Raw genomic sequence first — 21,956 nt, forward strand, 5'->3', positions numbered from 1 at the left:
CAGGCCTATAAGTCTATCCCGCCCGGTTATCGTTAACCAGTAATAAATATTCCTCTCTGCCACTATGAATCAATACCTGCATCACAGACTGGGTCGGGTCTACCTCAATATATCGATCTGCCTCCACATCCTTGGCATCCCAGTGATTCAGGCGGACAATGTAGCCAATTCGCTGTACATCAGGAGCCACCCGAATGCGGGCTACTGCCCGACCATCATCCCAATCGTGAAATTCAACATGTCCATCCTGGTATCCGGTACCCCATACCCACACATTCCAGCCAGAGTATTGCCGGTCTGCACGCTCGTAGATCAGTTCAATCGTACGAAACGGAATAACTGCTCTATCGTTTCCTCGCTGGGCATCTGTCATTGCTGTACCTGCAATCTCTTGATTTGTCCCCTCATCCAAGCCTTTCGTTCCGTTATCCACTTGCTCGTTAGCTTGATCTTGCTCAGTCAAAAAGGAGGCTTGGGGAGGTCCAGCCTGATCATACAACACCATCATCGACCAGCGCGATACAGTCACACGATGGCCTACCACTTCATAGCGGGTCTCATTTCCGGCCCCGTGTGCATCCACGACCACATGCCAACGATCCGATTCCGCAGGCAATGATATTGTCTGCTCTGTATCCGAACCGTTATAAATCACCACAATATGATTCCAGGCATCACCGTTAGCATGGTGTCTCAAAGCAAAAGCGACCACATGTCCACTGCTTTGCAAGACTTCCATATGCCGCTCCACAAGTTCACGCTGCTCCATACGGAATGCCGGATGACTACGCCGCAAAGCAATTAAGCCTTGGTAGTAATCAAACACAGGACGAAACCTCGCCTTGTTATTCCAACGGATGGCGTTCACTACATCAGAGCTTCGGTAGCTGTTATGGTCTCCATATTTGGAGCGCAGCAGTTCATCTCCTGCATGGATAAAAGGAATACCTTGCGATGTCAGAACCATGCCGTTAGCCAACAGAGACTTACGTACAGTTTCGTTTTCAAGTAGGTTACTTTCATCCAGTTCCTGATAGGGATCTGCTTCGGCTACGGCTTGTTCGGCTGTCCTTCCATCTTTGGGTTTCCCCTGCTCCCACTGCGGAAAACAACAATTCTCCCGCACATGTCTCACCGTCAAAATTTTATCCCACAAATTGAGATTATCGTGGGCCGTTACATAATTGACGGTCTCTGATGGATGAGCTGTAAAATCATAGATAGCTCCAAAAGCACCTTGAAGTATCCGCTCCTCCTGATTTTCTGCCCCCGTGGCAAATCCGCTTCCTGTACCGTCGCTATCTCCCTTAATGGCAGAGCGGTAATTGTCGTTAAATACGGCAAAGCCCTTATCCCGCTGCGTTCCTTTTAACGTAAGCAAAGGCTGCGGGGACTCCCCACCCGTCCAAGGCTCACCATAGATCAGCAGATCGGGACGCACCGTAGAGCGAAGCTCTCGGGTCAACTGTTCTACAGTCGGTGTATCAATTAACGCCATCAAATCAAACCGGAAGCCATCTATGTGATACTCCTCTGCCCAATAGCGTAGTGAGTCCTTGATATACTTGCGCACCATCGGACGTTCGGTTGCCACCTCATTACCTACACCTGATCCATTGGTAAGCTTCCCTTGCTCATCCGTACGATAATAATATCCTGGTACGACAGGCTCAAATGGACCCTTATCCACCGAATACGTATGATTGTACACGACGTCCATAATGACACCGATGCCGGCAGTATGCAAAGACTGTACCAGCCGTTTCAGCTCTCGTATACGCGTCTCCGGGTCAGCTGGATTAGAAGAGTAAGACCCCTCCGGCACATTATAGTGCTGCGGATCATAGCCCCAGTTATATTCAGTTCCTAATTCCGAAAAGTCATTCACCGTATGAAAGTCAGCCACTGGAAGCAAATGAACATGTGTAATGCCCAGCTCCAGCAAATGATCCAGTCCGACACTGTTACCCTCGGAATCCATTAATCCCGTATACGTAAAGGCTGAAAACCGCCCCTGAGCGGCAGATAAATCTTTTATTCCTGTATTAAAATGAGGGTCCATTGAAAAATCACGCACATGAAGCTCATAGATAATGGCATCTGTCGTACGCTCAAGTACGGGGCCCTTATCCTGTTCCCATCCATCCGGGTTGGTTCGATCCAAATCAATGATAGCCGTACGCTGCCCGTTGGCTGATACCGCTTTGGCATATGGATCGGCAGCATAATGAATGCTGTGGTCCGCCCACTCCAGCCTGTACATGTAATAATATCTGTTCCAGTCGCCTTCCAGCTCTATAGACCATACTCCTTGACCATCACGGCTCATGAGAAATTCCTGACCACCGCCGTGCTCCTGAACGATTCCTTCCTGATCGTACACCCCTGCATCGGTATACAACGCGATATGAACCTGCTGTGCAGTCGGTGCCCATACCTTAAATTTGCTGCCCGCAGGCGTATAAGTAAGACCCAAATCATAGCCTTCATATATGGGATATGCTGTGTGCTCAAGTCCCTTGAGCTGATTGAAATCAGACATTCCTGTTCACCACCCATTTTTATACATCGGCTTATAGCCTCTGTTCATCCATCATTTATGATGTTTATGACTTGTCAATATACCTCAGGATTTGCAAAATCCTCACCTCATAGGCTATCAAATTAAGACAAGCTTGAAAAGCTGGATGATTTAAATAAGGATGACACTCTCATTTCAACACGCACACTCCATTTTATGACAAAACAATGAACAGGCTACAGCTTTCGCCTTCAAAGCATCACATTTATTTCCTAGCTTTTATCACCTATAGACTAGACTGAAAAAAGCATGCTAAAACATGTATCATTTTCAGGAGAGTCGGCGGTTATCCATTTGAAAAATTTCGTCAGCCATTCGCATAGTAGAGCTTCGATGCGAAACAAGGATAATCGTTTTGTCCTGCTGCTGTTCTTTTAAAGATTTTAAAATAATCGCTTCGTTCAGACTATCCAAATTGCTAGTAGGTTCGTCCAGCAGTAAGAGGGGCGCATCATGAACAAAGGCTCTGGCCAGCCCAAAGCGTTGGCGTTCTCCCCCAGACAGCCTGTCCCCCAACTCTCCGACCCGGCTGTCATATCCTTGAGGCAAGGTCATAATAAATTCGTGTACTGATGCCTTACGGGCTGCTTCCACAACCTGTTGATGTGTAGCATCCGGCTTTCCAATTTTGATATTAGCTGCAATGGAATCGTCAAACAGGAATGTATGCTGGTCGACGTAGCTTTGCAAGCTTCTCAAATGCCGGGTCTCAATGTCCCTCAAATCGTGGTCAGATAGCAAAATCCCACCCTTATGCGGGTCTCTGAATCGCATCAGCAGCTTCAGCAACGTTGACTTGCCGGAGCCGCTTTTACCTTGAATACCTATAATTCGCTTATGCGGGATTGTGAGACTTACATCATTCAGCACCGTTTGACCATCGTATGCAAAGGTCACCTTGTCTATCTGCGCCCCAGTAAAGCCAACGATCATTCCATCCATATTTTCTTCTACTTCCGGGGTCTCCTCCAGCAGACTCAGCACTCGCTCCCCGCTTGCCAGCGTTTGAAGCAAATTGTTGGACAAATTGCTCAGCGCAACCACCGGACCAAATGAACTAAACAGGGCAATGACTGAAATCAGCATACTTGTAAAATCCATCTGCCCCTTAGACATGCCATACAATCCAGCTAGCAGCATCAAGAATGAAAAACCGACTACAGCCGCATCTGTGACTGCTCTTGTGATGCCTTCATGATGTTTCAAGTCCCTCTGCTTGGCATCCAACTGATCCGTACGATGGTTAATTTCATTCAATCGTTGTTCCCCTTGCCCATATTGCACAATTTCCTTCATCCCGCGTAAGCTGTCCAAAAAATAACTGCTCAGCTGGCCGAAGCTACTCCGGTATTCCATTCCTTGACGCTTGCCTATATGTGACGTAAGCAGAGGAATAAACAAACCGACGGTTATGTAAGCAAGCGCAGCGATCCAGCCTAGTAAAGGCTCATAAGAGCCTATAAAAAATACCATGAGCAATGAAGTGATGATGCCGATCATAACAGGCGCTATCGTATGCGCATAAAATACTTCCAACAGCTCAATATCACTTGTAATCAGCGATATCAGATTCCCTTTGTCCTTGCCTTCAAGCTTGGCTGGAGCCAATCTGCGCAAGGCTTGAAGAACCTTGTCTCGCAGCACAGCCAGCAGCTTGAAAGCGAGATAATGACCACTCATTTGCTCGCCATAACGAAATACACCGCGCAATACAGCACATAGCACGATGGCAGTCAGCAAAAATGTCATGCTGTAGCCTGTCATGATGCCCGTTGCTGTCAGTAGGGCAAGGGCCCCGTACACAATAATGCCAATAGCACAAGCAAAGCCAAGCACTCCTGTAACAATCGTGATAAGCAGCACAGGTAAAAGAGGTCCTGCCAAGACCAACAATTGACCCATGATTCGTAAACCGGGTCTACGCATATACAGCGCCCCCTTTTACAAACTGTTCCATCCTATGCTGACTGAGATACATCTCCGCATAATGTCCCTGCTGGCTCAACAACTCTTGATGCGTTCCGGATTCTGCCACCAAACCATTTTGCAGCACATAAATACAGTCAGATTGGATCACGTTTTCCAGTCTGTGAGAGATGAGAATCACTGTTTTTTGACCTGCCAGTGCATGTATGACCTCCATGATTCCTTCCTCACTCTCAACGTCAATGTTAGAAGTAGCCTCATCAAAAATATATACATGACTGTCGTGCAGCAACGCTCTGGCCAGTGCTAGACGTTGACGCTGTCCTCCTGACAGATTCGCACCCTGCTCCTCTATCTCTGCTTCCAATCCCCCTTCGGAGAGAATAAAATCATACAGTTTCACTTGCCGCAACGCCTCCAGCATTTGTTGCTCATCAGCGTGCTCATTGCCCATTTTCAAATTTGCTTCGACGGTGCTTTTAAAAATATAGCTGTTAAAACCGATCCAGGTCATATGACGCATGCGGCTTTCTTCCGAAATGGAGGTCAGTTCGATTCCTCCGATCGTCAGGCTTCCTTGATAACCCTCATGATGTCCGACAATCAATCCGGCTACCGTACTTTTGCCTGAGCCTGATTCTCCAACAATGGAAATAAAGCTGCCTTGAGGGATGTTCATGGATATATTACGCAAGGTATCTCTTTCGTCGTAAGCAAAATTTACCCGTTCCAGTTGAATGTCTGTGGCTTCTATGCTTTGTTGTCCTTGTATAAGATCCTCTGTACTCAACATTTGAAATATTTTATCGCTTGCTGCCATTCCGTTCATGGCGATATGAAAGTAAGAACCCAGCAGACGCAGCGGAATGAAAAACTCTGCCGACAGCAAAACAATGATGAGCGCTCCTGCCAAACCAATATGACCCGAAGAATATTCGTTTACCGCGACCAGTACACCTGCGGCTGCACCACCAAATGCAATAAGATCCATGACAGCCACAGAGTTTAACTGCATGGTCAGGACTTTCATTGTCATTTTGCGAAAATCCTCAGCCGCTGTGTTCATCTCCTGATGTTTATTCTGGTCTGTCCCATAAATTTTGAGCGTGGTCAGACCTTGTACATTTTCCAAAAAGCTGTGGCCCAAATTGACGTAGCTGCCCCAATATTTCCGAAACAGCTTTTTAGCCATCCGCATAATGACAATAATGGACACTGGAATTAAGGGAACGCAGATCAATAGAATAATAGCCGCTTTGAAGCTGACAAAAGAGAGGGTGATGAACAACGTTACAGGTGCAAGCAGACTATAAAATAGCTGAGGCATGTATCTGCCAAAATAGGTTTCAAGCTGCTCCACCCCTTCTACAGCAACCTGAATAACCCCCGAGGTGGAGATATGATCCGTATATGAAGGTCCCAGCTTTAACAGCTTGCTGTAAATCTGCGAGCGCAGCGTCTTTTTAGCATTGATTGAAGCCCGATAGGACAACATACTAGCTGCATAATTACTCAGGAAGCGAACAGCAATGGCAGCAATGACAATGACCGTCATGGATAGAATTAGCTTGCGAGTTACTTGTCCTTCCCACGCTTGCTGCATCACAAAGGCCATAGACAAAACCGCGGCTATACTCCCTAAAAGACCGATCCACTGTACAAGCACACCCAAGATGATATATTTTCGAGAATGCTCCACCAGGCCTAGTAGACGACTGTCGACCATTTTAGACCTTTTTTTCGGAGGAGGGACGGCTTCAGTTGAAGACGGAGTTTCCACCTTACCTTCCCTCACAGTTCCGACTCGAAATATAAAATAATAGTATTTAAAAAGGATGACCAAGACGATGAGCGCCTTGCCCCACACAATGGGGGTAAAGATAAAGCCTATAATGAGCATAGTTGACGCTAAGCCCAATGACGTAATTTTTGTAGACAGCTTCAACGACCTGGTTTGTACAAAACTCTCCAGATACTTATGGTACAAAGATGTATTCGAAAACCACTGATGAATCCTTTCAGACCCCCGCATAAAGAAAAAGGTTGCCAGCAGCAGAAACGGTGTAGTCGGCAGCAACGGCACCACTACGCCAATCACTCCAAGTGCCAAAAATAAAAACCCTAAGGTAATATAAATCGGTTTCACTGTAATCCCCCTAATATATATACTGTTAATGAAATTTTATGGATAATGATAATCATTATCAATATATATAATTTATTCAGGTTGTTATGTGATGTAAATCACGCATATAAAAATCCTCTTGAAGCTCAACTCTACAGAACACTTTTGTGTTCATGTAGATGTCTGGTCTTCAAGAGGAAAAGCGAAATAAGTGCGTGTTATTACGTTGTTTTACGAACTTATAATATCATATTGCTCCAATACCTGTCGATGTAACGGGTCATCTGCAGGTATGGACGTATAACGTGTCAGTGCTACACTCACCCCTTGACTGCGAATCACCTGTTGAAGCTCAACCGCTTCGGGGTCTTCCGTAATATCAAATTTACAAGCAGCAGCCATTCCCAACGCCAGATGATCGGTCCGGATACCATACTCCTGCGCTTGCAGCGCGGGACGTACAAGACGGTCATTGGGAGACAGCTTACGCAGCGGTGAACGTCCGACCCGAGTAACCTCGTCTGTCAGATTAGGATTGCGGAAGCGATCCAAAATCTTAGAGATGTATTTCTTATGCTCCCCTTGATTCAAACCGAATCGCTTCACAAGCACCGATCCTGTTTCCTCCAGCGCCCCTTGTATCGAATCCACCACCTTGGTATCCTTCATGGCCTCCTGGATCGTGGCATAACCTGCGACATAACCAATATAGGCTGCCACACAATGGCCCGTATTCACCGTGAACAGCTTGCGTTCAATGTAAGGCTCCAGATCCTGCACGTAAAGAATGCCTTCAATTTCTTGATGATCAGGAGCCATTTGCGAGCGATCCACAACCCACTCGTAAAAAGGCTCTACCTGCACATGCAACGGGTCCTCATGATGCTGGATCGGCACAATCCGGTCCACAGCAGCATTGGGAAAATATACCGAAACCTCTGCTTTAGCACGAGTCGCCTCATCCAGTAGCGCAAAAACATGCTCTTTCAGTTGGGCGCTGCCTCCAATTGCATTTTCGCAAGCAATCACATGTAGCGGGCCTGCCCCTCGCTCTACCCGCCTCGCTATGCCCTCGGCAATACCTGCTGCAATATGCCTGAGGATGCTAACCCCTACCGCGGTCGTTACCAGATCAGCATGGTCTACGGCATCTGCTACAGCCGATGCATCTCTGCCGTCAATCGCGGTTACATTCGTAACTGTCTCCGTATCCTTCGTATCATTCGCCAACTCTACAGTATACTGCTTGCGGCGGCGTAACTCAGATACAAGGGTCTCGTTGACATCTGAAAAGACAACCTCATAGCCTGCACGTGACAGAATCAGCCCAATAAAGCCACGACCGATATTTCCTGCTCCAAAGTGAACGGCTCTCATAGCTCCAGCTCACTTTCGAATAGATCTATAATTTCCTGTGGAGTCACCGCGTTGCGAAGTTTGTCCATGTTTTCTTCCTCCGCACATACCACAGCGATACTTGTCAAAATCTCCATATGATCGCCGCCTTGGGCTGCAATACCGATCACCATGTATGCTTTTTCTTCCCCGAAATCTACGCCTTGCGGGAACTGAACGATGGAGATGCCAGTGGATTGAACAAGCGTCTTGGATTCCTTGGTACCATGTGGAATAGCCAGCCCGTTCCCGATATAGGTGGATACGATCTCCTCGCGTTCAAGCATCTTGCCAATGTACCCAGTTGTAATATGGCCTGCATCCAGCAGGATTTGTCCTGCCATACGAATCGCCTCATATTTGTCTTTGGCGGTTGCGTTCATTTTTATTTTGTCTATCGTCATAATACTCACGGTAGGTTCCTCCCTGTCCCTAATTTACTGTGAAAAAATTCAGCCAGCTCACTCGATATATAATTGGCAATCTGATCTCTGCTACCGTGTTCCAGTAGCGTAATCATGTCTTCCTGCAACAGTAATGCACTAATCTCGCTCAATACCTCCAAGCTCTCTTTTGACAACTCACGAGGTCCCAACATCAGCAGTACGCATTCTACCTGTTCATCCACATCCGCCAGCAGCGGCTCAGACAGCCTATACAAGGTTAGCGAAGGCTGGCGAATATAGGGACTGCGTGTATGAATTAAAGCAACGGAGGTATCAGTAATCACCTGACTACCTTGGCGCTCTCTTTCCATAAGCTGTTCAGCAACAACAGAAGGCTCTGTGACATTTCCCCGCCCTGCCTCCAACAAGCAAATAGCCTCTAGGGTAGCTGGCATATCCATTCCTCTATTTTCCAATGGGTACACTTGAAATTTCTGTACAATGTGTACAATCTCCTCAAGGCTTTTCCGTAGACCAGTAAGCCACTCCATGCCCTGGCCAGGCAGAACAGCCTGTTCCTGACGATGGTCATTGAGTTGATTGAGTGTAATATGCTGGATGAAATGACGCAGCCGCTCACTCTCCTCTTGTGTCAGCAGCGGGCTGATTTTGAGATATCGATCCGGTTCAAGCGGCAGCTCCACTGTCGAAATGATCAGATCATAATCCTCCTTGGGAATTCGCGTCGCCTCGTACCATGAGGCACTATCCACGATTTTGATCTGTGGCAGCTCCTTGGCCAGTCTGGTTGCCAGAAGTCTGGAAGATCCAATCCCGCTCGTGCAGACTACGATCGCTCGCACCTCCCGTTGCAACTGTCTCAGCCGCTCTAGCGAAGCTCCAAAATGCATGACCAGAAATCCGATCTCTTCATCCGGCACTTCCATTTCTGTCATATCTGCCGCAGCCCTTTTGACCGAATCGAACAAACTGCCGTAATCCTTGCGGATTTGCTGAAGGAGAGGGTTGCGGATCGCTCTCCCTTCCCTCAAACGTTTGAATACTGGAGCCATATGGGCAATCAGCCCTTCACGCAGAACACGGTCCTCTGCCAATGGTGTGCCTGTCTCTGCCTCCACACGACGAATCAACTCATGAACCGACTCCAGCAGTACAAGATCATCCAGTGGCAGCAAGCGGGTGGCATGATCCTCAGCATCACGGAACAGCAGCCCGAAATAACATCGCTCCGGTTCTGGAAATTCAATATCCAGCGCTGCTGACAATTCTGCGCATATGCGTTCCACCATAGCTGTGCGCAGCATGATATTCTCCTCCGAATCTGTTATCGAATACGAGAGACGATGATCCACAACGTACCCAAGCCGAAGACGTGCCAGCGAAACGCAAATTTGAATCAGCAGTTCCATATATTTGTTTTCTACCATGTTTTTCAGCCATTGATCATGAGGCTGCCAGAGGGTATTTTCCACAATTAGCAGGTTCTCTCTGCCAATCATCTCCAGCAACTTTTCAGTGACACGTGTCACTGAACGAAGCTCCTCTCGGCCGGAAAACAGATCCGATTCATCCAAATATTCGAGAGCCAGCTCAGAAATCGCCCGTCTTTTGTCTATCTCCCGTCCAGTAATCTCGACACCGTATCCTCGTCTGCGCACAAGCACGAGCCCTCGATCTCCGATCCAGCCTTGTAATTCGTCCAGATCATGACTGACCGTAGTTACTGTAACTTTCAAATCCGATGCTAGCGCCAGTAGCTTGATGGGCTCCTGTGTATCCAGCAGCATGCACAGAACTACAATTTTTCTCTCCTCAGCCGAGTATTCGTCTGACTTCGTATGCAGCAATTGCTCCCGCAGACTTGCAAGCTGAGTCGGGTCGGCATCCACATAGATACCGATCCCTGATTTTTTCTCCAGCTTTACCTCATGAGCTGCCAACCAACACTCAACTGCGCCAAGTTCCCGATGAACCGTCCTTGTACTGACATTGATCTTCTCGGCAATTTCCCCGGCCGTAACCTCTTGGGGCTGCTCCAGAAGATACTCTACGATGTCAGATTGTCGTTTCGTAATATTCATAAGCGCATACCGTTCCTTCCCAAGCTCTCATCCCATCCAGCAGGAAATACAAACTGTATACAGCCGGCCTGACTTTATGGGGATTAAGAATCGGATTTTAGCCGTTCAACCAGCGCTTCGTACTCAGGGCTCTTCAGAAAATTGTCAATGGAAATGTGCTCAGCATTCGGGGCTACCGTTTTAGCCCGGTCTGTCAACGTTTTTTGTGTAATGACAATATCCGCATCCTGTGGAATTTCACTGATGGCCGTATTCGTTACCGTAACGCCCACGCCCGCCTGTTTCATTTTCTTGCGTAAAATTGAAGCTCCCATGGCGCTTGAACCCATACCTGCATCACAGGAAAAGACAATTTTGTTCACTTCGGACTTATCTTTGTGCATTCGATCTGCAGCAGCCTCGACAGTACGACCAGACGCATGGTTACTTCCCACTACAGCGTCGTTAGCACTAGCACCCTTGCTTTGATTTTTCATATCTTTCAGGCGGGATGCAGCTTCCTCCAGCCCCTCTTCCTTTTGCTTACCTGTCTTGAGCAATACTGCGGCAACAGCAAAGGATACGACTGCAGCAGCGACCACACCGCTCAGCATCGACAAATATCCGCCTTTTGGTGTCATCAGGAAATAAGCAATGATACTGCCTGGTGAAGGAGCAGCAACCAGTCCGGCACCTGTCAACATAAAGCAGAAGGTTCCCACAACGCCCCCTGCTATAGCTGCGAGAATCAGAATCGGCTTCATCAAAATATAAGGGAAATAAATTTCATGAATCCCGCCGAAAAAATGAATGATGACTGCACCAGGAGCAGACGACTTCGCAGAGCCTTTACCGAACAGGCAATAGGCCAGCAAAATACCGAGGCCCGGCCCAGGATTGGATTCAAGCATGAACAAAACGGATTTTCCTGTTCTTGCAGCTTCCTCCAGCGCAATCGGACTCAATACTCCGTGATTCAGTGCATTGTTGAGAAATAATACTTTTCCGGGCTCAATAATGAGATTGACAAGCGGCAGTAGCCCTGCGTTCACGAGGAACTGTACCCCTGTCGACAACACTTGACTAATGGTTTGCACGACCGGACCGATCGCCACATGCGCTAGCAGTGCTAGAATGGCACCGATAATGCCAGCCGAGAAATTATTGACCAGCATTTCAAAACCTGATCTGACTTTGCCTTCAATGGCTTTATCGAACTTCTTCAATATCCAAGCAGCCAGCGGACCAGCTACCATCGCACCCAGGAACATGGGGATATCGGCCCCCACAATGACACCCATCGTCATAATGGCACCGATCACACCTCCACGCTGTCCGTGAATCATCGTGCCTCCTGTGTAACCGATCAGCAGCGGCAGCAAATAATTTTTCATCGGATCAACCAGCTGTGCAAAACCCTCGTTCGGGAACCACCCAGTCGGAATAAAAAGTGCTGTAATTAATCCCCATGCGATAAAGGCTCCCATATTGGGCATAACCATACCGCTGAGAAAACGGCCAAAACGCTGAACGGCGACACGGGCACCACCGTTTGAACTGGACTTTGTGTCCACTGTGCTCATATCCATATCCTCCTTGTGAGTAAATAGCATCACTACCTTTTCTTAAAATTCATACTAAATGACAGCGCTATCTTCATCAACGAAATGAAAACGTACTTTCGTCATGAACATTGATGACAACATTTAAATTTAAAGTAACGACAAGGCATTATACCTGCATAATTCTTCTTAATATGACCGATATCAATAGAAATTAGTCGAAAAAACAGTGCTGTACATCTGTGCAATTGTATAGAGGAGTTCTCCTCTAAATCTGATTGAGTTACGTAAATACGTCTTCTAAAAGACAACAAAAAAATAGCCGCCATGTCAGAACATAGCGACTATTTTATACACAAAGCGAGCGGACTAACGATGCTCTTATTCAAATCAATATCCATATAAAAATTTAGAATAAAGCGCTAATATTTCATCCTGTATTGCTCATTATTGCTCATCCAAAATCAACTGCTCGTACTGATCTGCAGACAGCAGCTTGCCCACAGCTTCCTCGACATCATTGCCTATCTCTACTTCGATCATCCATCCCTTCTCATAGGGAGATTCATTCACCAGCTCCGGTGTGCTTTCCAGAGCTTCATTCACTTTCAATACAGTTCCCGCCACCGGAGCAAAAAGATCGGATACAGTCTTCACCGATTCAATTGTACCAATCTCTGCCCCCTGTTTAATCGTTGCTCCCGCCTCAGGTAATTCCACAAAAACAATATCACCCAGTTGATGCTGTGCAAAGTCTGTAATGCCGATCCGCAACGTCCCGTCCGCTGTGCGCTGAACCCACTCATGTTCGTCTGTATACCAAAGTTCCTGTTTCACTTCACTCATCTTGCTTTCCCCTCACTTCCACATGAATAAAATGTTTTTAATCACCTGTATTAGACAGGTTAAGATTATGACAACAAGAACACTCATGTCAATAATACTAACAAAAATACTTCATGTTATCTCGTATAGCATAGAATATTAAAAAATGATAACTTGTAACAAACGCTTACATATCCTTATTTATACATTAAATGTTTTTTGGATTGTTTTATATGACATTTTTATTGACATTTTGAATGAATTTGCGTATTAATGGGTTATAGCAAATGCTTTTGGAAATACCCCGACAACTGCAAACGCGGATGAACGCGGAGGGAGAGACTACCAAAAAGATTCGCATAGCCGTTGTCGCTTGTGAGACAGTTGTGCACGCGAATCGGATCAAGTTGTTATCTGCAAAACCGGGTAACGTACCGTTGATCCAAAAGGTAGCGCCGAAGGAGTAAACTTGCATTGCAGGTGAATCTCTCAGGCAAAAGGACCTCTGCCGGACGCATCTCTGGAGAGCATTCGCGATTAGAGCGGATCACCCAAGAGGAAACCTGGTTCATACCGGGGTAACTTTCTGGTATCAAGGACAGAGCTGAAAGAAGAGTATGGACTGCCGTCTATACGTTTCTTTCAGCCTGTCTTTTTTGTTTAGCCGATTACACTGGATAGGAGTGAAAAAATGTCTAATTTGCGAAGAACACCATTATTTTCGTCCTACGGGACGCAGCCCGGGGTTCGTTGTATTGACTTTGGCGGGTGGGAGCTTCCCGTTCAGTTTAGCGGCATCCAAAAGGAGCATGAGGCCGTCCGGCAACGTGCGGGTTTATTCGATGTCTCGCACATGGGCGAGTTTTTGGTTGAGGGCAAAGAAGCCGAGGCTTTTTTGCAACAGGTAACCACAAATGATGTCAGCCAGTTGGAACCGGGCCAGGCACAATATTCACTCCTGTGTTACCCCGATGGAGGCATAGTGGACGACTTGCTTGTATACTGCAAAGGACCCGAGCGCTATATGCTCGTTGTGAATGCCTCCAACATCGACAAAGATTGGGATTGGCTCATGCGCCACGTACCTACATCGGTTCATCTGGAGAATGTATCTGATGCGATAGCATTGCTGGCATTACAAGGACCGGAAGCAGCACGTATTGCCGCAGCCGTGACAAATGCAGATATTACGAATCTGGCATCTTTCCGATTCCATGAGAACGTGCAATTGTTCGGAGCAAAAGCGCTCGTCTCCCGAACCGGATATACCGGCGAAGACGGTTTTGAATTTTATATACCTGCTGAGGAAGCACCCGCCGTGTGGGATGGTTTGCTTCGTTGCGGTGAATCGTATGGGCTAATTCCCGCTGGGCTTGGTGCTCGCGATACACTGCGGTTTGAGGCACGGCTGCCGCTGTACGGACAGGAGTTATCTGCCACGATTTCACCGCTTGAGGCTGGTTTAGGTTTCTTCGTCAAGCTGAATAAAGGAGATTTTATCGGCAGGGAAGCACTGCAACGCCAGAAAGAACAAGGAATTCCTCGCAAGCTGATCGGGCTGGAAATGATTGACCGCGGTATCCCGCGCGCTCATTATCCAGTCTTCGCGGAGGGCCAACATATCGGTGAGGTCACAACGGGGACTCAATCGCCCACCTTGAAGCGCAATCTGGGGCTGGCCCTGGTGGACAGTCGTTTTAGCACCCTATCTACACCGCTGGAGGTCGAAATTCGTGGTAAACGCCTGCGTGCGGAAGTGGTCCCAGCCCCCTTTTATAAACGGTCACGCTGATCTTAATCCTCATCACTCTAAAAAAGCGATCATGTCTGATATATACTTCTTGATTTTGAATTCACGACTATTGATGAACTAATCTTCAATTTTAAACTTTGCTTTTCCGAAAGGAGCCAGAATCTATGAAGCAGCATCGCTATCTCCCTATGACCGAACAAGATCAAACCGAAATGCTGCGTGTGGTGGGCGTATCATCCATTGATGATTTATTCAGTGACATTCCAGAGGCTATTCGATACCAAGGAGAACTCCCTCTTTCCTCTCGGCTTGACGAAAGAGCCTTAACTCGCCACATGGCCGAGCTGGCCAGACACAACGCCAATACAGACACACATACCAGCTTTCTTGGTGCAGGTATTTATGATCATCATATTCCGTCCGTCATTCAGCACATCACCTCACGTTCCGAATTTTACACAGCCTACACCCCCTATCAGCCGGAAGTAAGCCAAGGCGAGCTGCAAGCCATTTTTGAATTCCAGTCATATATTTGCGAATTGACAGGCATGGCAGTAGCTAATGCCAGCATGTACGATGGAGCGACAGCTCTAGCGGAAGCGGGCTCACTGGCCGCCGCAGCCACGCGCCGTAAACAGCTTATCGTATCAAGGTCTGTCCATCCAGAGGCACGCCAGGTATTGGCAGCCTATGCGCGCGGATTGGACTTGGACATCGTGGAGATCGGCTGTTCGGACGGCGTAACGGATGTCGATGCGCTTGCCGCGGCCGTATCGGAACAGACGGCGGCTGTTTTGATCCAAAGCCCCAACTTTTTTGGAGCCGTAGAAAATCTGAAGCCGATGGCTGACCTCATCCATGCACACCAAGGGCTTATGGTTGTCAGTGCCAACCCATTGGCACTTGGCTTGCTGGAGGCGCCCGGCAAGCAGGGCGCGGATATTGTTGTAGGAGACGCGCAGCCGCTTGGGATCTCGTCCTCTCTCGGTGGTCCAACCTGCGGTTACTTTGCCGTTTCTCAGGCACATATGCGTCGTATCCCTGGGCGTATCGTAGGCCAAACCACAGACCGTAACGGCAAACGCGGCTTCGTGCTGACCTTGCAAGCGCGGGAACAGCATATCCGCCGCGAAAAGGCTACTTCTAACATTTGTTCCAACCAAGCGTTGCTTGCTTTATCTGCATCTGTGTACTTGTCTGTCATGGGTAAACAGGGTATCCAGGAAGTAGCCGAGCTAAATTTGCATAAAAGCCGCTATGCATTAGAACAATTGCTGAGCTTGAAAGGCGTAACTGCCTCATTTCACGCACCGACCTTTAACGAGTTTGCCCTTAGGCTGCCTGAAGGTACGGATGTGAGCAAACTTCAGGACAATCTGCTAGCTGCTGGATTTATCGCAGGCTATGATTTGGGCCGGGACTATCCGGAACTTGCGGGTCACATGCTGATTGCCGTGACGGAGCAAAGAACCAAAGAAGAGATTGACCAATTTGTACACACCTTGGAGGGATTGCTATGACACACACCGGACCCGATCAGAAACAAGAGCTGTTGAAGGAGCACGATCAAGCGCTCATTTTTGAATTGAGCCGTCCGGGTCGCATCGCTTATTCCCTTCCCGGGTGCGACGTTCCTCGTCGCCCGGTGGCAGAGCTTTTGCCGGATTATGCGCTGCGCAGCGAACCTGCGGCATTACCCGAGGTATACGAAGTAGATGTTATTCGCCATTATACCGCCCTGTCCCAGCGCAATTTTGGCGTCGACAACGGATTTTATCCGCTCGGCTCCTGTACGATGAAATACAATCCGAAGGTGAATGAGGATGTCGCCCGTTACGCAGGCTTCGCTAAAATTCATCCATATCAGCCGGAGAATAGCATCCAGGGGGCTATGGAGCTGCTACATACGCTCCAAAACGATCTGGCTGCGTTGACCGGGATGGATGCCGTCACACTCCAGCCCGCTGCTGGCGCCCATGGCGAATGGACCGGGCTGATGATGATTCGCTCGTACCACGAGAGCCGTGGTGAGCGACGTACCAAGGTGCTCGTGCCGGATTCCTCGCACGGTACGAATCCCGCCAGTGCAACCGTCGCGGGCTTCGAAACAATCACCCTTCCCTCCACCCCTGAGGGGCTGGTGGATCTGGACGCGCTCCGCCAAGCCGTAGGCAACGACACCGCTGCGCTCATGCTGACCAATCCGAACACGCTGGGCTTGTTCGAGAAACAAATTACTGACATTGCCGCGATCGTGCATGACGCAGGTGGTCTGCTCTACTATGACGGGGCAAACTCCAACGCCATCATGGGGATTACCCGCCCCGGGGACATGGGCTTCGATGTGGTGCATCTCAATTTGCACAAAACAATGAGTACCCCGCACGGTGGAGGCGGCCCTGGCGCTGGACCCGTAGGCGTAAAGCAGCGGCTGATTCCCTATTTGCCCAAGCCGTTTGTCGTACGTGATCCGCTGGGTGTATACCGCTGGGATCGGGAGCAGGGAGATTCTATTGGGCGAGTCAAAGCCTTTTACGGTAACTTCGGTATTCTCGTCCGTGCCTACGCCTATATTCGCAGCTACGGTCCTGATGGCTTGAAGCGAGTGTCCGAATGTGCTGTACTTAATGCCAACTACATGATGCATCGACTGGCTCCGCATTTTGACCTGCCTTACCCTGGGCATTGCAAACACGAATTTGTCATGTCAGGGCGAGGCTTGAAGAAATTTGGAGTGCGCACGCTGGATGTAGCCAAACGCTTGCTTGATTTCGGTTACCATCCGCCTACCATTTACTTTCCGCTAAATGTAGAGGAATGCATCATGATCGAGCCGACGGAAACAGAAAGCAAAGAGACACTCGATGCTTTTGTCGACACCATGATTCATATTGCGCGCGAAGCCGAGGAGAACCCTGAGATGGTAATCAATGCACCCTATACCACTCCAGTCACACGCCTGGATGAAACCACTGCAGCCCGTAAGCCTGTGCTGAATTGCACATGTAGTTAAGGTTAAATTCAAACACAACCATCCAAAGCATACAAAAAAGCCGGTATCTGTTGAGATACCGGCTGCTGTATGTATACAGCAATTTTTGTTGGAAAAAGATATAACCCTTGAAAATGTGATACCCTTCCTTATGCCTCGATGCTTTGAACCAATTCAACAACCTGTTCAGCTGTTTGCATATCCAGAGCTTTTGCCGCCAATTTCTCCATGTCTGCACGGGACAACTTAGAGATTTGACTACGTGCTGGCAGAATGGAAGTTGCGCTCATGCTGAACTCATCCAGTCCCAGACCCAGCAGCAACGGAATTGCTGTTGTGTCTCCTGCCATTTCACCACACATACCAACCCAACGTCCTTCACGGTGGGCGGCATCAATAACCATTTTCACCAGACGCAAAATGGATGGATTATATGGTTGATACAGGTAAGAAACCCGCTCGTTCATACGATCCGCTGCCATTGTGTATTGAATCAGATCGTTAGTACCAATACTGAAGAAATCCACTTCTTTTGCGAATTGGTCAGCCAATACCGCTGTAGAAGGAATTTCTACCATGATGCCCAGCTGAATTTCTTCAGATACGGATACACCCTCGGCTACCAACTTTTCTTTTTCCTCCAACAAAACAGCTTTAGCTTCACGGAATTCGTTCAGCGTAGCAATCATTGGGAACATAATGCGCAGGTTACCGTGCACACTTGCACGCAACAAAGCACGCAATTGAGTGCGGAAAATATCCTGGCGATCCAGACACAGACGAATAGCACGGAATCCGAGGAATGGATTCATTTCTTTCGGCAGATCCAGATAAGGAAGTTCTTTATCTCCACCGATGTCCAAAGTCCGGACTACAACCGGTTTGCCTTCCATTCTTTCCAGAACCGTTTTGTAAGCTGTATATTGTACTTCTTCGGATGGAAGCTTGTCGCGTCCCATGTACAAGAACTCTGTCCGGTACAAGCCAACGCCTTCACCACCGTTATCCAAGACACCAGCTACATCGTTAGGCGTGCCAATATTGGCTGCCAGTTCGACATGAACACCATCAACGGAAACCGTAGCTTCACCACGCAGCTTACGCCACTCTTCGCGTTGCTTGTCATATGCCACTTGTTTAGCGCGGTATTCTGCAACGATTTCTTCGGTAGGATTCACGAATACGTGACCATCCAGACCATCGACGATAATCAAATCGCCGCTTTTAGCTTGAGACAATATATTTTTTGTTCCTACAACAGCAGGAATTTCTAATGAACGAGCCATAATAGCCGAGTGCGAAGTGCGTCCGCCGATATTTGTTGCAAAGCCTTTAACAAATTCACGATTCAGCTGAGCTGTGTCTGAAGGTGTCAAATCTTCTGCAAGTACAATCGTTTCTTCGGCAATTTCTGCAGGGCTGACAAAATGAACACCAAGCAGGTGATTAAGCACCCGTTTGGTTACATCACGCATGTCCGATGCGCGTTCTTGCAAATATGCACTTTTCATGTTTTCAAACATGGAAACAAACTGTGTAGCTACTTCATTCAAAGCATAGTCAGCATTGAGTTGCTCGTCTCTGATTTTAGCTTTAACCGGATCGATCAATTCAGGATCATTCAGGATCAGCAGGTGAGATGCAAAAATTTCTGCTTTTTTCTCACCCAGCTCACGAAGCGTTTTCTCCTTAATCGATTCCAATTCGGTTTGAGATTCTGCCAAAGCCGCATCCAATCTTGCGATTTCAGCTTCAACATCACCAACCGCGCGTCTCTCTACAGCGTAATTCGGATGCTCCAAGATAAACGCCCGGGCAATGGCTATGCCTGCCGAAGCGGCAATCCCGGAAATTTTAAGCATGAACTTCGCCCAGCCCTTCGTTAACGATTACATTTTCAAGAGCTTTCAATGCTTCAGCAGCTTCAGCGCCTTCGCAGATAATGTTAATAGTATCCCCTTGTTCCAAACCAAGAGACAATACACCCAGAATGGATTTCAAAGTTACTTTTTTACCGTTAGCTTCGGCGAAAGATTCAGCACCGCTGAATTTGTTAGCTGTATTTACCAGCGCAGTTGCAGGACGTGCATGGATACCGTCTTCATCCGTAATTCTAAAAGTTGTTTGCATAATTTGTTCCTCCCACTTTCCTAAAGATAATATTTGTTTACACGCAGTATACCGGGCAGATGACCAGGCGGCCTAAGCCGCCTAATCAACTAATCCGAAACACATAGAATTTATTTTATCGTAATTATACCATCTTCGCCAGCCTTCAATACTCCAGTTTTGTTTAAAGTTACCGAAGAACCTTCTGGAAGGTTGGTAAAAATGACAGGTGAGATGATGGATTTAGCGTTGGCCTTCACATATTCCAGGTCTACTTTCATGATAGGCTGGCCGGCTGACACAAGATCGCCTTCGTTCACCAAAACGTCAAATCCTTGACCTTTAAGTTTCACTGTATTCACCCCGATATGAACAAGCACTTCTTTACCACCATCGGATTGAATACCAACCGCATGCTTGCTTGGGAATACATTGAATACTTTACCATAGACAGGAGATACAATGGTTCCATCATTTGGCACAACTGCAAAGCCGTCACCTGTCATACGTTCTGCGAATACCGGATCGGGAACGGTCGAGATGTCAACCAATTCACCATTAACTGGCATCACAATATCTTCCACTACGATCGTTTGCTTTTGTTCTCCGGCTTCCTTTTCCTCTTGTGGAGCTGGTTCTGAAGGAGCAGGTGCAGGTGTACGTCCTGCCATGATATCAGCCATTTGAGTTTTAATCGTATCGGAACGGGTACCGAAGATGGCCTGTACATTGTTACCTACTTCAAGGACACCCGAGGCACCAAGTTGTTTCAGACGAGCTTTATCAACGTTTGATTTTTCATTAACTTCGATCCGAAGACGTGTGATACATGCATCCAGATGCTTGATATTCGATGAACCACCGAAAGCAGCCAAAATGTTATGTGGAAGCTCGTCACTGCTACCGCTTGCTGCACCATCCACATTATCTGTAGCTTCTTCACGTCCTGGTGTCTTCAAGTTGAATTTCCGTATGATGAATCGGAATCCGAAGTAGTAAATAACCGCCAAAATCAGACCGACGATAATTACATACCACCATGGGGTACGGGTTGGAATAATCCCGAAAATCAGGAAATCAATAAATCCACCAGAGAACGTCATGCCGATTTTAACATTCAAAATTTGCATCGTCATAAATGACAAACCTGCAAATACACAGTGTACTGCAAACAGCAATGGAGCTACGAACAGGAAGGAAAATTCCAGTGGCTCCGTAATACCTGTCAGGAATGAAGTCAAGGCTGCTGAACCCATGATACCTGCTACATATTTTTTATGCTCTGGTCTTGCTTCATGATACATCGCAAGTGCTGCTGCCGGTAATCCGAACATCATGAATGGGAATTTACCTACTTGGAACGTACTTGCTGTCAGTGCCACACCGTCGCGAAGCTGATTGAAGAAGATCTGCTGGTCACCGTGAATGGTTTGACCTGCTTTGTTCACATATTCACCAAACTCAAACCAGAACGGTGAGTACCAGATGTGATGCAAACCAAACGGAATGAGCGCACGTTCGATAACTCCGAACAGGAACGCCGACAAGGTCGGGTTGGAATACACCATAAAGTGAGATACAGCGTTAAGTCCTTGTTGAACTGGGGGCCAGATCAGCACCAATGCCAGTCCGACAATCAGTGAAGATACTGCTGTTGCAATTGGAACAAAGCGCTTGCCCGCGAAAAAGCCCAGGTACGAAGGAAGCTCGATTTTGAAAAATCGGTTGTACATAGCAGCGGCCAGTATACCGATGATAATCCCGCCGAACACCCCGGTTTGAAGTGTAGGAATACCCAACACATTCGCATAACCCGGTACTTTTTGAGCAATCAGGCCAGGTGTAACACCTACAGCTGTCCCCAGCGTAATGTTCATTACGAGGTAACCGATGATCGCAGCCAAACCTGCTACACCTTCGCCGCCCGCCAGACCGACGGCTACGCCGACTGCAAACAACAGCGCCAGATTATCAAAAACAATTTGTCCGGCGTTCATCATGATCGTCGCTACCGATTGAACCCAGCCCGCATTTAACGCAGGGATGTACTGGAGAAAATCAGGATTGACCAGCATGTTGCCGATACCCAATAAAAGCCCCGCAGCTGGCAAAATGGCTACTGGAAGCATTAACGCTTTACCGACACGCTGTAAAACGCCGAAAAGCTTTTTGAACATACCTTCCACATCCTTCTCTGAAATTTAGAACAGAGGCAAAACAA

General features: G+C 47.7%; 14 protein-coding genes and 2 riboswitches. Of the genes, 3 read left to right on the forward strand and 11 right to left on the reverse strand.

Annotation, left to right across the window (positions count from 1 at the left end):
• Positions 1-13: 13 nt before the first annotated feature.
• The 8 genes from pulA to gcvH all read right to left on the reverse strand — a co-directional run bounded on the left by pulA (position 14) and on the right by gcvH (position 12,902).
• Entirely contained in the window at positions 14-2,542 is a 2,529-nt protein-coding gene (pulA, locus tag ACN6NF_RS18145) for a type I pullulanase (protein WP_474318911.1), read from the reverse strand.
• Positions 2,543-2,851: 309 nt separating this feature from the next.
• Positions 2,852-4,507 carry an amino acid ABC transporter ATP-binding/permease protein gene (locus ACN6NF_RS18150; RefSeq protein ID WP_474318912.1) on the reverse strand — a complete coding sequence of 552 codons (1,656 nt, stop codon included), beginning with the start codon at positions 4,505-4,507 and terminating at the stop codon, positions 2,852-2,854.
• Positions 4,500-6,653: a DUF454 family protein gene (locus ACN6NF_RS18155; protein ID WP_474318913.1), complete on the reverse strand. Its 2,154-nt coding sequence runs from the start codon at positions 6,651-6,653 to the stop codon at positions 4,500-4,502. Before ACN6NF_RS18155 ends, ACN6NF_RS18150 begins: the two co-directional genes overlap by 8 nt.
• Before the next feature lie 210 nt (positions 6,654-6,863).
• Complete coding sequence (locus tag ACN6NF_RS18160; RefSeq protein ID WP_474318914.1) at positions 6,864-8,009, reverse strand: mannitol-1-phosphate 5-dehydrogenase; 1,146 nt, start codon at positions 8,007-8,009, stop codon at positions 6,864-6,866.
• The gene (locus ACN6NF_RS18165) at positions 8,006-8,440 is read right to left on the reverse strand and encodes a PTS mannitol transporter subunit IIA (RefSeq protein WP_474318915.1); all 435 of its coding nucleotides are present in this window, start codon (positions 8,438-8,440) and stop codon (positions 8,006-8,008) included. The genes ACN6NF_RS18160 and ACN6NF_RS18165 overlap by 4 nt, the downstream gene beginning before the upstream one ends.
• Positions 8,437-10,515 (reverse strand): BglG family transcription antiterminator, encoded by a 2,079-nt coding sequence (locus ACN6NF_RS18170; protein ID WP_474318916.1) that lies wholly within the window; start codon positions 10,513-10,515, stop codon positions 8,437-8,439. The genes ACN6NF_RS18165 and ACN6NF_RS18170 overlap by 4 nt, the downstream gene beginning before the upstream one ends.
• Before the next feature lie 83 nt (positions 10,516-10,598).
• Positions 10,599-12,077, reverse strand: coding sequence for a PTS mannitol transporter subunit IIBC (locus ACN6NF_RS18175; RefSeq protein WP_474318917.1), 1,479 nt, complete (start codon positions 12,075-12,077; stop codon positions 10,599-10,601).
• A gap of 426 nt (positions 12,078-12,503) precedes the next feature.
• A complete protein-coding gene (gene gcvH, locus ACN6NF_RS18180; RefSeq protein ID WP_474318918.1) occupies positions 12,504-12,902 on the reverse strand; it encodes a glycine cleavage system protein GcvH in 399 nt (132 codons plus the stop codon).
• A gap of 392 nt (positions 12,903-13,294) precedes the next feature.
• Positions 13,295-13,396, forward strand: a riboswitch (glycine riboswitch).
• Positions 13,397-13,493, forward strand: a riboswitch (glycine riboswitch).
• Between the two features lie 79 nt (positions 13,494-13,572).
• Here gcvH and gcvT point away from each other — a divergent pair.
• From gcvT to gcvPB, 3 genes are all read left to right on the forward strand, one after another.
• On the forward strand, positions 13,573-14,673 hold the full coding sequence (gene gcvT / locus ACN6NF_RS18185) for a glycine cleavage system aminomethyltransferase GcvT (RefSeq protein WP_474318919.1): 1,101 nt from the start codon (positions 13,573-13,575) through the stop codon (positions 14,671-14,673).
• Between the two features lie 125 nt (positions 14,674-14,798).
• Positions 14,799-16,154 carry an aminomethyl-transferring glycine dehydrogenase subunit GcvPA gene (gcvPA, locus tag ACN6NF_RS18190; RefSeq protein ID WP_474318921.1) on the forward strand — a complete coding sequence of 452 codons (1,356 nt, stop codon included), beginning with the start codon at positions 14,799-14,801 and terminating at the stop codon, positions 16,152-16,154.
• Positions 16,151-17,647 carry an aminomethyl-transferring glycine dehydrogenase subunit GcvPB gene (gcvPB, locus tag ACN6NF_RS18195; RefSeq protein ID WP_474318922.1) on the forward strand — a complete coding sequence of 499 codons (1,497 nt, stop codon included), beginning with the start codon at positions 16,151-16,153 and terminating at the stop codon, positions 17,645-17,647. Before gcvPA ends, gcvPB begins: the two co-directional genes overlap by 4 nt.
• A gap of 128 nt (positions 17,648-17,775) precedes the next feature.
• Here gcvPB and ptsP read toward each other — a convergent pair whose 3' ends face one another.
• The 3 genes from ptsP to ptsG all read right to left on the reverse strand — a co-directional run bounded on the left by ptsP (position 17,776) and on the right by ptsG (position 21,912).
• Positions 17,776-19,488 carry a phosphoenolpyruvate--protein phosphotransferase gene (gene ptsP, locus ACN6NF_RS18200; RefSeq protein ID WP_044787244.1) on the reverse strand — a complete coding sequence of 571 codons (1,713 nt, stop codon included), beginning with the start codon at positions 19,486-19,488 and terminating at the stop codon, positions 17,776-17,778.
• Positions 19,481-19,756 carry an HPr family phosphocarrier protein gene (locus ACN6NF_RS18205; RefSeq protein WP_013372579.1) on the reverse strand — a complete coding sequence of 92 codons (276 nt, stop codon included), beginning with the start codon at positions 19,754-19,756 and terminating at the stop codon, positions 19,481-19,483. Before ACN6NF_RS18205 ends, ptsP begins: the two co-directional genes overlap by 8 nt.
• Before the next feature lie 110 nt (positions 19,757-19,866).
• Positions 19,867-21,912: a glucose-specific PTS transporter subunit IIBC gene (ptsG, locus tag ACN6NF_RS18210; RefSeq protein ID WP_474318923.1), complete on the reverse strand. Its 2,046-nt coding sequence runs from the start codon at positions 21,910-21,912 to the stop codon at positions 19,867-19,869.
• Between the last annotated feature and the right edge of the window lie 44 nt (positions 21,913-21,956).

The sequence above is a fragment of the Paenibacillus sp. TSM33 genome (assembly GCF_056099025.1).

Coding starts and splice junctions, on each gene's coding strand:
- pulA (WP_474318911.1), bottom strand. CDS start 2,542: ATGTCTGATTTCAATCAGCTCAAGGGACTTGAGCACACAGCATATCCC.
- ACN6NF_RS18150 (WP_474318912.1), bottom strand. CDS start 4,507: ATGCGTAGACCCGGTTTACGAATCATGGGTCAATTGTTGGTCTTGGCA.
- ACN6NF_RS18160 (WP_474318914.1), bottom strand. CDS start 8,009: ATGAGAGCCGTTCACTTTGGAGCAGGAAATATCGGTCGTGGCTTTATT.
- ACN6NF_RS18170 (WP_474318916.1), bottom strand. CDS start 10,515: ATGAATATTACGAAACGACAATCTGACATCGTAGAGTATCTTCTGGAG.
- ACN6NF_RS18175 (WP_474318917.1), bottom strand. CDS start 12,077: ATGAGCACAGTGGACACAAAGTCCAGTTCAAACGGTGGTGCCCGTGTC.
- gcvH (WP_474318918.1), bottom strand. CDS start 12,902: ATGAGTGAAGTGAAACAGGAACTTTGGTATACAGACGAACATGAGTGG.
- gcvT (WP_474318919.1), top strand. CDS start 13,573: ATGTCTAATTTGCGAAGAACACCATTATTTTCGTCCTACGGGACGCAG.
- gcvPA (WP_474318921.1), top strand. CDS start 14,799: ATGAAGCAGCATCGCTATCTCCCTATGACCGAACAAGATCAAACCGAA.
- gcvPB (WP_474318922.1), top strand. CDS start 16,151: ATGACACACACCGGACCCGATCAGAAACAAGAGCTGTTGAAGGAGCAC.
- ptsP (WP_044787244.1), bottom strand. CDS start 19,488: ATGCTTAAAATTTCCGGGATTGCCGCTTCGGCAGGCATAGCCATTGCC.
- ACN6NF_RS18205 (WP_013372579.1), bottom strand. CDS start 19,756: ATGCAAACAACTTTTAGAATTACGGATGAAGACGGTATCCATGCACGT.
- ptsG (WP_474318923.1), bottom strand. CDS start 21,912: ATGTTCAAAAAGCTTTTCGGCGTTTTACAGCGTGTCGGTAAAGCGTTA.